The 10,603-nt window shown below is 60.1% G+C and carries 13 protein-coding genes; 10 read left to right on the plus strand and 3 right to left on the minus strand.

Going from position 1 to position 10,603, the window contains the following annotated elements:
• Positions 1–95: 95 nt before the first annotated feature.
• A complete protein-coding gene (locus NW841_RS05670) occupies positions 96–782 on the minus strand; it encodes a DUF1997 domain-containing protein (RefSeq protein ID WP_414385754.1) in 687 nt (228 codons plus the stop codon).
• The gene (gene hisIE, locus NW841_RS05675) at positions 742–1,437 is read right to left on the minus strand and encodes a bifunctional phosphoribosyl-AMP cyclohydrolase/phosphoribosyl-ATP diphosphatase HisIE (protein ID WP_414370762.1); all 696 of its coding nucleotides are present in this window, start codon (positions 1,435–1,437) and stop codon (positions 742–744) included. The genes NW841_RS05670 and hisIE overlap by 41 nt, the downstream gene beginning before the upstream one ends.
• A 193-nt stretch (positions 1,438–1,630) precedes the next feature.
• Here hisIE and NW841_RS05680 point away from each other — a divergent pair, with 193 nt between their 5' ends.
• From NW841_RS05680 to NW841_RS05725, 10 genes are all read left to right on the plus strand, one after another.
• Entirely contained in the window at positions 1,631–2,422 is a 792-nt protein-coding gene (locus NW841_RS05680) for a phosphonate ABC transporter ATP-binding protein (protein ID WP_414385756.1), read from the plus strand.
• 67 nt (positions 2,423–2,489) lie between these two features.
• The gene (phnD, locus tag NW841_RS05685) at positions 2,490–3,386 is read left to right on the plus strand and encodes a phosphonate ABC transporter substrate-binding protein (protein ID WP_414385758.1); all 897 of its coding nucleotides are present in this window, start codon (positions 2,490–2,492) and stop codon (positions 3,384–3,386) included.
• A complete protein-coding gene (phnE, locus tag NW841_RS05690) occupies positions 3,355–4,173 on the plus strand; it encodes a phosphonate ABC transporter, permease protein PhnE (RefSeq protein WP_414385760.1) in 819 nt (272 codons plus the stop codon). Before phnD ends, phnE begins: the two co-directional genes overlap by 32 nt.
• A gap of 9 nt (positions 4,174–4,182) precedes the next feature.
• Entirely contained in the window at positions 4,183–4,602 is a 420-nt protein-coding gene (gene phnG, locus NW841_RS05695; RefSeq protein WP_414370755.1) for a phosphonate C-P lyase system protein PhnG, read from the plus strand.
• Positions 4,599–5,141 (plus strand): phosphonate C-P lyase system protein PhnH, encoded by a 543-nt coding sequence (phnH, locus tag NW841_RS05700; RefSeq protein ID WP_414370753.1) that lies wholly within the window; start codon positions 4,599–4,601, stop codon positions 5,139–5,141. Before phnG ends, phnH begins: the two co-directional genes overlap by 4 nt.
• Complete coding sequence (locus NW841_RS05705; protein ID WP_414334502.1) at positions 5,141–6,157, plus strand: carbon-phosphorus lyase complex subunit PhnI; 1,017 nt, start codon at positions 5,141–5,143, stop codon at positions 6,155–6,157. The genes phnH and NW841_RS05705 overlap by 1 nt, the downstream gene beginning before the upstream one ends.
• On the plus strand, positions 6,147–7,013 hold the full coding sequence (locus tag NW841_RS05710) for an alpha-D-ribose 1-methylphosphonate 5-phosphate C-P-lyase PhnJ (RefSeq protein WP_414385761.1): 867 nt from the start codon (positions 6,147–6,149) through the stop codon (positions 7,011–7,013). The genes NW841_RS05705 and NW841_RS05710 overlap by 11 nt, the downstream gene beginning before the upstream one ends.
• A complete protein-coding gene (locus NW841_RS05715) occupies positions 7,006–7,773 on the plus strand; it encodes an ATP-binding cassette domain-containing protein (RefSeq protein WP_414359329.1) in 768 nt (255 codons plus the stop codon). The genes NW841_RS05710 and NW841_RS05715 overlap by 8 nt, the downstream gene beginning before the upstream one ends.
• 4 nt (positions 7,774–7,777) lie before the next feature.
• On the plus strand, positions 7,778–8,473 hold the full coding sequence (locus tag NW841_RS05720; protein ID WP_414385764.1) for an ATP-binding cassette domain-containing protein: 696 nt from the start codon (positions 7,778–7,780) through the stop codon (positions 8,471–8,473).
• The gene (locus tag NW841_RS05725) at positions 8,454–9,632 is read left to right on the plus strand and encodes an alpha-D-ribose 1-methylphosphonate 5-triphosphate diphosphatase (RefSeq protein WP_414385766.1); all 1,179 of its coding nucleotides are present in this window, start codon (positions 8,454–8,456) and stop codon (positions 9,630–9,632) included. Before NW841_RS05720 ends, NW841_RS05725 begins: the two co-directional genes overlap by 20 nt.
• A gap of 2 nt (positions 9,633–9,634) precedes the next feature.
• Here the strand turns inward: NW841_RS05725 and NW841_RS05730 are convergent.
• Positions 9,635–10,603, minus strand: a 969-nt coding sequence (locus tag NW841_RS05730; protein ID WP_414385768.1) for a phosphodiester glycosidase family protein, incomplete at its 5' end; no start/stop codon positions are given.

The raw sequence follows: 10,603 nt of genomic DNA on the forward strand, positions 1-10,603 counted from the left end.
CTTAGAACCTGCCTGAGGCGGTTGCGGCGAACCCCATCACCGGTTGCCAGGAAAGGCCGAGCAGCCCACCCGCAACACATTTGCCCCTTACCGTATCACGCCCCATCTTCCACCGCAACCAAGCGATAGGAGTGATGGGGACGGCCAATGGAGCCATAGAAATCGCTGCAGACATTGTGGGTAAAGCGATCGCTAAGGCTGCGGGTAACCTGCTGCACCACCTGGCTGCCCACTCTCTGAACCAACTTGCGCGGCAGGACTTGCAAAAACTTGGGCAAATGCAGCCGGATATCGAGATGAAGATCCCAGTGGACGCGGGTAGTGGCAGGGGATCCCGGTAGCTCCTCCAGCCGGAAACTGGCCTGGCAATCTACCCGATAGGGCAGGGCGGCCTCCCCCGGCAGCTCAGTCGAAGTCAGCCGAAACAGGTAATCTTCCTCCGGCCAGATCTTCACCCCAAAGCAGGGCTCCAGCTCAAACCCCAGCCCACCCATGCGGAAAAATTGCAGCTTGTAGGTGTCGGCAGAGAGGGGCTCCACCTGCAATGGCCGGAAGCAGCGCTGGATCCACTGGCTATGGCCGCGCAGGTAACGGGCCAAAGTCTCCCGATCGGTCTCCAGATCCACTTGGCCCCGTCGCCCAGCCTGCAAATCCAAGTGGATCTTGGCTATCGGTTGATCTAACGGTGGGGGGTGATCCATCTCCTCCAAAAGCGGCTCCCCCTCTTCGGACAAAGCCCCTTCACTGAGGGGAACGACGGGCTTGGAGTTGGCGATAGACATCCCGAATATCCACCTGATAGTGAGCAAGAGCCACGAGGCAGTGGTACCAGAGATCCGCCACCTCGTCGGCCAGGGCAGTCTTGTCCCCCTCTTTTGCCGCCATCACCACTTCAGCCGTCTCCTCGCCGAGTTTTTTCAGGATGGCGTTGTCTCCCTTGGCCAGCAGGCTGCTGGTGTAGGAATCGGGACGGGGATCCGCCTGGCGGGCCTTGATCACGGCAAACACCTGCGACAGGGTATCGGCGGCCGGGATGGGATCCCCTTCCTTCTCTGGGAGGGTGCGGAAGAAGCAGCTCCGCGCTCCTGTGTGGCAGGCCGCATCTCCCACCTGCTCCACCAAAATGACCAGCGCGTCGCTGTCGCAGTCGTAGCGGATTTGTTTGACCCACTGCACGTGGCCAGAAGTTTCCCCCTTGGGCCAGAACGCCTGGCGGGAGCGGCTCCAGAACCAGGTGCGGCCTGTCTCCAGCGTTTTCTGCAGCGATTCCCGGTTCATCCAGGCCATCATCAGCACCGTCCCGTCCAGGTAGTCCTGCACAATGGCCGGGATCAAACCCTGTTCGTTGTAGCGGAGGCTGTCCAGATGAGTGATCCCCTCCGGCAGAAGAGCGCGGGGCGGATCCGCTGAAGGAATGGAGTCCGAGGCAGCAATCATAGAGGGTAGGAATCCAAAGAGAGCATAAAAAGCAAGATAGCAAAGCCAGCTCTCCCCAGGGTACCTCCTCCTGCCCAGCCCGGTTTTTGTTGCCGCTAGGGGGATTTTAACCTGGGCTTAACCTGGTTTTAGTTGTGACTTAAAGTCAAGCTGCTAAGTTTGATACCGAGCTTTCGCGCGCCGAGGGGGAGCAATGCGCATCCGGGTAGAAAACCTCTGGGTCACCTTTAAAAACAAAGTTGCCCTAAGAGGGGTTTGCCTCGACTTGTTTGGCGATGGAGCCCAGGTTGTGGCCCTGATTGGCCCCTCTGGCGCTGGGAAGTCCACCCTCCTTAAGCTCCTGAAGGGAATGGTTAGGCCCAGCGTTGGAAAAGTCTGGGTTGGCTCTTTCCCCCTCCACGAAGGCGGAGGAGAGGGTCTACAGCAGGTGCGCAAGCGTACGGGCATGATCTACCAGACTTTTCAGCTCATTGGCCGCCTGACTGTCTTGGAGAACGTCCTGATTGGGCGCCTGCCCCACCTGAATCTTACCCAGGGCTTGCTGCGGCAGTTCTCGGAGCAAGATCTGGCCCAAGCAGAAAGGCTACTGGAGGAGGTGGGGCTTCTCGAGCACGCCTGGCAGAGGGCCGATGCTCTTTCGGGGGGACAGCAGCAGCGGGTGGGCATTGCTCGCGCCTTGATCCAAGAGCCGGCGCTGATCCTGGCAGATGAACCCATCTCGGCTTTGGATCCCAAAAATGCGCAGGTGATCATGGATTTACTGCTGGGAATGGTTCGTCGACAGGGCATCCCGCTCCTAGTGACCCTGCATCACCTGGAGATGGTGCGCCATTACGCCAACCGAGTTGTTGCCTTCAAGGATGGGCAGGTTTTCTTTGATGGGCCAGTCTCGGCTCTCACCTCTGAAAAAGAGAAGGATCTCTACTTCGGGGAGGAGGAAGCCTCTCAAACCCTCGGAGGGTTGCCCTCAGCCTTGACGGCTTGAGGACAGGTAAGCTCAAACTCAACTTCAATCAATTTCAATTTCAAGTCAGCTGCAGAGGAGAATACTCATGCGGAGAAGAAAGGTTTTGGCTCTAGCGGCTTTCCTATTGGGCTTTGCCAGTTGGGTGCCGGTGTTGGCGCAGAAGCAGAACTGGCCCGAGGAGCTGGTCATTGCTGAAGTGCCGGTGGAGAGTGCTGCTGATTACGAAGCCCGCTATGCGCCTTTCCTGAACTACCTCAAAGAGAGATTGGGGATCCCGGTGCGTTTGTTCGTGGCTGGTGACTACACGGCTGTGATGCTCTCCCAGGCGGAAGGGAAGACCCACGTTGCTTTTTATGGGCCCGCCTCTTACGTCGATGCGATTGAAAAAGCCAATGCCCCCATCGAAGCCTTTGTGAAGGAAGATTCTGTTCGCTCGGGCACTGTTTACCACTCTCTGATGATTTCCAAGAAGGGCAGTGGCATTACAACTCTAGAAGCTGCCAAGGGCAAAGATTTTGCTTTCGTTGACCCGGAGAGCACTTCTGGTTTCAAGGTGCCCATGGCTTACTTCTGTCTAGAGGCCAAGATCAAGCCCAAGGAGTACTTTAGGCAAGTTGCCTTTGCCGGCAACCATGAGTCGGTTATCCTGGGAGTCTCTCAGGGAACCATTCCCGTGGGGGTGACTTGGGATACCGGGATCAGCATTGCCACCAAGAAGGGCCAAATTAAGGGTTTGGAAGATTTTGAGGTGATCTGGAAGTCCGATCCGATCCCTTCCTCTCCCTGGGCCTACCGCAAAGACCTGCCGGAAGACCTCAAAGAAGCCATCCGCACGGCCTACCTAGAGTACGAGAACACACCGGAAGGCAAGCAATGGCTAGAAGCTCGCGGTCTCAAGGGTTTTGAGCCGGCCAGCGACAAGGATTACGATCCCTTCCGCAAGGTTAACAATGCTCTTAAGCAACCTGAGTGCCAACTCTAAGAAACTGCCCCCCTTACCGGCAGAGCTCAAACGGAGAGATCGCCTCAGTGTTCTCCTCGGCGGGATGGTCTTTTTGACTCTCCTGCTGACAGCAGGGCCGGCTGAGATCTCACCAGTCAGGCTGCTGGCTGGGTTGGGGAGGAGTGCTGCCTTTGTCGCTCGCTTCTTTCCGCCCAGCCTGCACTTTCTGCCAGCTTTTCTTTACTCTTTGCTCCAGACCCTGATCATGGCTTTCTGGGGCACTTTTCTGGCCACCTTCCTTGTGCTTCCCTTGGCCTTCCTGGGATCCAAGAATGTCATCCGCTCTCCTGTGGTCTATCTGGCTGTCCGCGGGCTGATGGATATCCTTAGGGGACTCAACGAGCTGGTTTTGGCCCTGGTTTTTGTGGCTGCCATTGGCTTGGGGCCTCTCCCAGGGATCATGGCGTTGACGCTGCACACGGCTGGAGTGGCAGGCAAGTTGCTCTCCGAGGCCATTGAGACAGTGGATATGGGGCAGGTGGAGGCCGTGAGGGCTACGGGCTCCCATCCTCTGCTGGTTCTTGTCTATGGCTTTTGGCCGCAGGTGGCCCCAGCTTTCTACTCGGTGACGCTCTACCTGTTTGAGGTCAATGTGCGCTCGGCAACAGTCTTGGGCTTGGTGGGAGCTGGTGGTATCGGCTTCGATTTGATGCAGACGGTGCGGGCCTTCCGCTTTCAGGACGCCGCCACCATCATTTTGCTCATTCTGCTAACCGTGTTTACAATCGACAAGGTCTCGGCGCGAATTCGCCAATCCCTGGTATAGGAGGTGAGGGTGCAGGCTCTTGAAATCCTGGAGCTGCTGCAGGAGGCTCCCGAAAAGACAGTTGTGGCTCTGGCGCGGGAGGTACGGCCCGCTCTGGGAGCTAGCCAGAAGCTGAAGGAAGGGGCAGGCCTGCTGTTGCTCCCCTTCCAGGACTCGCGCAGCGGTACGCCGTTTTATCTGGGAGAAGTCTTGGTTTACGAGGTTTGGCTGCGCTTCCCCCGAAAGGGAGTGGAAGGCTATGGAATGGTGCTGGGGGAACGGCCGCGCCTGGCCCGCTCCCTGGCTTACCTGGATGCCGCGTTGCAAGCGGGGATTGCTGAAGATCGGATCCAGGCCTTGGCCCTGGAAGCTCAGGAACATCTCCAGGAGAAGGATGAGCGCCTCTGGCGCAAGGTGGCCACCACGCGCTTGGAGGTGGAGACGCTATGAGCGTGCCCATACCTGCAGCCGAACGGCAAAGCCAACAGGTCTTCCGAACCTTGGTGATGGCGCTGAGCTACCCTGGCCGGCTTTGGCGCTTGCCAGCTCACTCGCTGCGCCAAGCCTTCCGCCTCATTGGGACTACCCTGGTGGATGGAAATGTGGGGGTTTGGGCGCCAGACTGGCTGCTCTTAGATCTGCGCGGTCAGGCTCCTCGGCCCGTGGCCTTGGAGGCGGCGGACTTTGTCTTTGCCGAGCGGCTGGCGGATTTGCCTGCCGGCTGGGAAACCCTCTCGGTTCTTAAGAGGGGCACCTACCTGGAGCCGGAGAGCGGGGCAACTCTCATCCTGGGAACTGGCTGGGGCCAGGGATCCCCTCTTGTCTTCAAGGGCCCCGGCATTGCTGGGGAGGTGCGCTTGGCTGTGGATTTGCCCCCTGCTTTTTGGCGGCTGCGCTCCCAGATCTCGGCCTACCCTTTGGGAGTGGACATCTTGCTTACCGACGGGCAGCATGTAGTAGGCATACCGCGAAGTGTGGAGGTGGGTTGATGGGCTACGTGGTGGCGCGGGGCAGTCAGGAGGCCATTCTCAATGCCGAAGCCCTTTTTCGCGAATTGTTGCCGAGGGGGGCAGGTCAGTCGAGTAAGGGCCTGGCCAGCTACTTGCCCTATCTTTTGGATCAGGTGATGGCGGAAGCTGGCCTCTGGGCTCCAGAGCTGGCTGCTGAGGCCTTGGCCCAGACAGGGGGCGATCTCTACGAAGCGCTGCTGCTTTTGCGAGCTCATCGAACTACCCTTCCTCGCCTGGGCAAAGCGCAGCTTCAGAAAAAAGAAGATTTGCTCCTGGTGCGACGGCTTTCTTCAGCCTTCAAGAGCATTCCCGGCGGCCAAGTCCTCGGCCCCACCCTCGACTACAGCCTGCGTCTGCTGGGTTTTTCCGGAACCCAAGGGGTGGAGCCAGAGACCACGGCTGCTCCCCAGCGCTACCCTTCGGTGCGAACCTGGCTAAAAGAGCAAGGCCTGCTGGAAGAAGATCCAGTGGCAGAGAAAGACTTAGAGGAAGAGATCCCGGATCTAACGCGGCAGCCGCTGCTGTTTCCGGCGCCAAGAGCCCATCGCCTGCAAGCTTTGGCGCGAGGGGACACCGGGGGACTCCTGGCCCTCGCCTACAGCGCCATGCGGGCCTACAACGTCCACACCCACCCAACAGTGGCGGAGTTGGGGGTGGGCTATCTCGAGGTGCGGGCTATCCACCCGGTGCGGGGAGGCAGCTTTCGCCTGGGGCGGATCCGCTTGGCCTTTGCAGAAGTCGTCGGGCATGGGGAGAAGGGATACCGCTTAGGCTTTGCTGCCAGCTTGGGCTGGAACGAGGGGCGGGTTATCGCGGGCGCAATGTTGGATTTGGAGATGGATCGCCCCACCCATCCGGCCCGCAGCGAGGAGTTTGTTCTGGTACACACGGATCCCGTGGAGGCTTCGGGCTTTGCCCTGCACTACAAACTGCCTCACTATGTAACGTTCTTCAGCAATTGGATGAGCCATCAGGAGGCTGCTCTTGAACCCTAAGCATAGCTACGCCTACTTGGACTCTGAAGCCAAGCGAGAAATTCGGCGCAAGGTTCTCAAGGCTTTGGCCATACCGGCATATCAAGTTCCCTTTGCCAGCCGAGAGATGCCCCTGGCCCGCGGCTGGGGCACGGGCGGCCTGCAGCTTACTCTCAGCCTCGTGGGGCCGGAAGATGTGGTGAAGGTCATCGACCAAGGAGCGGATGACTCGGTTAATGCTGCCAACTTGCGCCGCTTCATTGCCCACGTCAGCGGAGCTCGAACCACCACCGATGCTTTGGAAGCAACCCTCATCCAAAGCCGTCACCGCATCCCGGAGGAGCGACTGCAAGAAGGACAAATCTTGATCCTGCAAGTCCCGATCCCTGAACCCCTGCGCTACGTGGAGCCTTCCGATGCCAAGGCGCGGGAGCTGCATGCCCTGGGGGACTACAGCCTGCTGTGGGTGGACCTGTTTGAAGAACACTTGCACTACGGCCACAGCCGCAAGGGAGCAGCCTATCCCGTTCTGGTGCACGGCCGCTATGTGATGGATCCCAGTCCCCTCCCCCGCTGGGATCTGCCCAAGCTGCACCAGGCAGCCCACATCACGCTCTTTGGCGCCGGTCGGGAGAAGCGGATCTATGCTGTCCCCCCTTACACGCAGGTAGAACCTCTGGCCTTTGTGGATCGACCCTTCCAGCCGGAACCCATTGTGGGATCCTGCCGCCGCACGGGTTGCCGCCACGTCTTTCTCAACGCCATTCCCCAGGAGGATGGCAGCTTGGCCTACGAGATCTCCGACCAGGGCTATATGGAAAAACTCCTAGCTGGCAAAGAAAGTGGGCCTTTATTTGGGGAGAAGCAGCATGGTTGAAGAAAGGCCTTTGCTGGAACTGGTCAAGGTTTGGAAAGCCTACGGGGATCGCTGGGCTCTCAAGAACGTCAGCCTCAAGCTCTATCCCCAGGAGGTGCTGGGGGTGGTGGGGGCTTCTGGCAGCGGCAAGAGCACCCTTTTGAGAATTCTCTATCTCCAGGAGACGGCGCAAGGGGAATACTGGCTCAACCTCCCCGGCTGGGAGGGGTGTAATCTGCTGTCGCTTTCTCCCTATGAGCGACCTGCGGCGCGGCGTCACTTGGCCATGGTTTATCAAGAAGCTGCCCAGGCCCTGCGCATGGGCTTTGCCGCCCTAACCAATGTTGCTGAGCCCCTTGTGCTCAAGGGGGAACGGCGATTTGAAGTTTTGCAAAAGGAAGCGCAGGCAGCTCTGGAGAGGGCAGACTTCCCCCTGGAGCGGGCTGGGGATCCGCCTACTTTCCTTTCGGGAGGGGAGCGGCAGCGGGTGCAGATTGCCAAAGCCTTGGCTCAAGAGCCAACGGCCATCCTCTTGGACGAGCCAACGACTGGCTTAGATTTGCTGGTGCAGGCAACCTTCTTGGACACCCTACGCCGCCTCAAGCGGCAGTTGGGGATGAGTCTGATTTTGGTTAGCCACGATCTCTCAGTGGTACGGGCATTGGCGGATCGCATTGTGGTTTTGCACCAAGGAGAGGTGGTAGAGGAAGGCCTCGCCGACCAGGTGCTGGAGGATCCCCGCCACCCCTTTACTCAGGATTTGGTTGCCGCAAGGCTGTAGAGAGATGCTGCAAGTTATCGATTTGGAAAAGCGGTTTTTCCTGCACCGGCTGGGACGGGAGGTTCTGGCTTTCAGACAGGTGAGCTTCTCCCTACAAGCAGGGGAGTTGCTGCTCCTAGAGGGCCCCAATGGCGCCGGCAAGTCTTCCCTGTTGCGGACGCTCTATCGCAGCTACTGTCCCACAGGGGGGCAGATCCTTCTGCAGACTCCTCGCGGAAGGGTGGATCTGGCGCGTTTGGGGGATCGCGAGATCTTGTGGATCCGGCGGGAGTACATCGGCTATGTCAGCCAGTTTCTGGATCCCCGACCCCGCACCACCGCCCTGGAGCTGGTGGCGGAGCCGCTGCTGTGGCGAGGTGTAGAAGAAAGCCGAGCACGGCAGCGGGCGGCAGAGCTGCTCCTGGAGCTGGGCCTAAAGCCCGAGTTACTGGAGGCTTTCCCCACGGGTTTCTCTGGGGGCGAAAAACAAAAGCTCAACCTGGCCCGCTCGCTCATTCATCCCTATCCCTTGCTGCTGTTGGATGAGCCCACGGCCAGCTTGGATGCAGGGGCCAGGAAAGCTCTGCGGGAGCGCCTTCGCCTTCTGAAGCAGCAGGGAACTGCGCTTGTTGGCGTTTTCCACTCGCCAGAAGACGTGGCGGGCTTGGTGGACAAAACCTACCACCTGGAGGAGAAGCAAGATGTGGCTGTCCGGACTTAAGCTGGTTCTCCCTGACGAAGTGCTCCCGCTGGGATCCCTGCGGCTGGAGGGGGAGTGGATTGCCGAGATTCGAGAAGGGCAGGTGGACGAAGGAATCCCTTTACAGGGGTTAACCCTCGTCCCTGGCGTCATCGATCTCCACGCCGACAGCCTAGAGCCGGAGCTGGAGCCGCGGCCAGGGGTACAGTTGGCTGCCGAGATGGCCCTGGAGGTTTGGGAAAACCGAGCTCTGGCAGCAGGCATGACCACTGCTTTTGTCACCCTGTCCTTTTGGGAGGGCCTGCCTGGTTGGCGCAGCCCGGAGACCGCTTTGGCCCTGGCCGAGCAATTGGTTGCCCTGCGTTCCCATTTGTCGCTGGACTTGCGGATCCATGCCCGCTACGAAGTCTCTCGCCCCTTGGGAGCAGCAGCCGTTCGCCACGCCCTCAGCCAAGGTTGGGTGGATCTCCTTTCGTTTATGGATCACACGCCTGGCCAAGGCCAGTTCCCGACCCTAGAAGACTACGTTCGCTATATGGCCCGTCACCTGGGCCAGCAGCCTGAGGAGGTTGCCGCCAGCCTCAGGAACCCATCCCAGCTAGAAGTTCTCCCTGCCCTTGCCGAGCTGGCCCAGCAGGCAAAAGAGCGGGGAGTCACGCTGGCTTCCCATGACGACGATTCCTCTGACAAGGTTCAGTTGATGGCCAAGCTGGGCGTAAAGATTAGCGAGTTCCCGGTCACGCTGGAGGCCGCTGGCGAAGCCCAACAGTTGGGCTTGCTGGTGGTCATGGGTGCCCCCAACGCCCTCAGGGGATCCTCCCATGTGGGCAATCTCTCCGCCCTGCAAGCCCTGAAGGCGGGATCCCTAGGTGCTCTGGCCACCGACTACTCGCCGGCTGCCGCGCTAAGAGCTGCCTTTGCCCTGGCGGAAAAGCAGGCTTTGGAGTTACCCCAGGCCATAGCCTTGGTCAGCCGCAACCCTGCCCAGGCCGTTGGCCTCCAGGATCGGGGGGCTCTTTGCCCAGGGCTGAGGGCCGACCTGGTGATCTTGCGGGAGAAGCCCTTCCGGGTTATGGGCGTGTTTGTTGCCGGTAGGCCTGTCTTTCTCCGCGAGGGCCTAGGATGGCAGGGAAGGTTGGATCCCCAAGGAGTTGGATCCAGAAAAGTCGAAGTCCCCTAAATCTACTCCAGAGCCGCTCTCGGCAGCAGCTTCCGGGTTGGCTTGCGCTCCAGAGGCCAAGTTGGCCGCTCTAGACGGGTATCCACCAACACAGAGGCTGGGGCGAGATTAACCCGCTCCAGCAGCCGTTGCAGCAGGTGAGCATCGATGCTGGATGGGGTTGCCGTTCCCGCCACCAGGGGAGTATCGGCCAGCAGCAACTCTGCCACAGCCTGGGCCAGTTCTTGGCCGTACACGCCATCAGGGCCAGAGGGGAGCAGATCCAGCCGTCCCTGCTGAGCGGCCAGACGGCTTAAGCCCAGTTGCACCGCCACCACGGCCGGGCCCCGCTCCCCCCGCCTTAGAAGGCGCTGGCCGGCCAGAACGCTGTTCAGGTAGGCTTTGGCTGCATCTTGGTCGCTAGCCGGCAGAAGCTGCACCAGCCCTTCCACCCGATCGGTTGTGGAAGCGGCCCTTTCCTGCGGGCGGGGATCCTCCCTCCACAGACGGGTTAGGTCGTAGAGCAAAATGGCGTGGGGGACAGGGCGGCTGGGCTGGTTGGGGCCGGCATGGCCGGTGGCGAGGATCTCCCCTTGGTAGACCAGTGAGGTGCTGAAGCCAGAGTCCAGCAGCACCGCCTCACGGATCCCGGTTTTGGGCAGCAGGCTGGCCAGGATGGCGGCATTGACGTGGGTTTTGGTAACCCCGATTACCACCTGATCCTGGTTGTCTACGCCAAAAAAGGCGCGGGGGCGGAACTCGGCGGCGCTGGAGAGGCGAAACGAGTCAATCTCCGCTGGCGAAAGGGCCTGGCCATCCTTGACCAGCCACAAGCCCGCCACAAACAAGTCCGTGACATCCGGCATGAGCTGGCGAAGGTTGTCGAGCTGGGTCATGGTGTCGGGATCAAAGGGCACAAAGCGCAGCCGATCCCTGCCTAGGAGTACCAAAGGCCGGCCCCGGATGACCCTGTCATCTTCGGGGCGACCGGG

The sequence above is a fragment of the Synechococcus sp. H60.3 genome, from assembly GCF_047462295.1.
Lineage (GTDB): Bacteria > Cyanobacteriota > Cyanobacteriia > Thermostichales > Thermostichaceae > Thermostichus.

Excerpts from the sequence above, each read along its gene's own strand:
- NW841_RS05670 (WP_414385754.1), bottom strand. The coding sequence starts at position 782 with ATGTCTATCGCCAACTCCAAGCCCGTCGTTCCCCTCAGTGAAGGGGCT.
- hisIE (WP_414370762.1), bottom strand. The coding sequence starts at position 1,437 with ATGATTGCTGCCTCGGACTCCATTCCTTCAGCGGATCCGCCCCGCGCT.
- NW841_RS05680 (WP_414385756.1), top strand. The coding sequence starts at position 1,631 with ATGCGCATCCGGGTAGAAAACCTCTGGGTCACCTTTAAAAACAAAGTT.
- phnD (WP_414385758.1), top strand. The coding sequence starts at position 2,490 with ATGCGGAGAAGAAAGGTTTTGGCTCTAGCGGCTTTCCTATTGGGCTTT.
- phnE (WP_414385760.1), top strand. The coding sequence starts at position 3,355 with ATGCTCTTAAGCAACCTGAGTGCCAACTCTAAGAAACTGCCCCCCTTA.
- phnH (WP_414370753.1), top strand. The coding sequence starts at position 4,599 with ATGAGCGTGCCCATACCTGCAGCCGAACGGCAAAGCCAACAGGTCTTC.
- NW841_RS05705 (WP_414334502.1), top strand. The coding sequence starts at position 5,141 with ATGGGCTACGTGGTGGCGCGGGGCAGTCAGGAGGCCATTCTCAATGCC.
- NW841_RS05715 (WP_414359329.1), top strand. The coding sequence starts at position 7,006 with ATGGTTGAAGAAAGGCCTTTGCTGGAACTGGTCAAGGTTTGGAAAGCC.
- NW841_RS05720 (WP_414385764.1), top strand. The coding sequence starts at position 7,778 with ATGCTGCAAGTTATCGATTTGGAAAAGCGGTTTTTCCTGCACCGGCTG.
- NW841_RS05725 (WP_414385766.1), top strand. The coding sequence starts at position 8,454 with ATGTGGCTGTCCGGACTTAAGCTGGTTCTCCCTGACGAAGTGCTCCCG.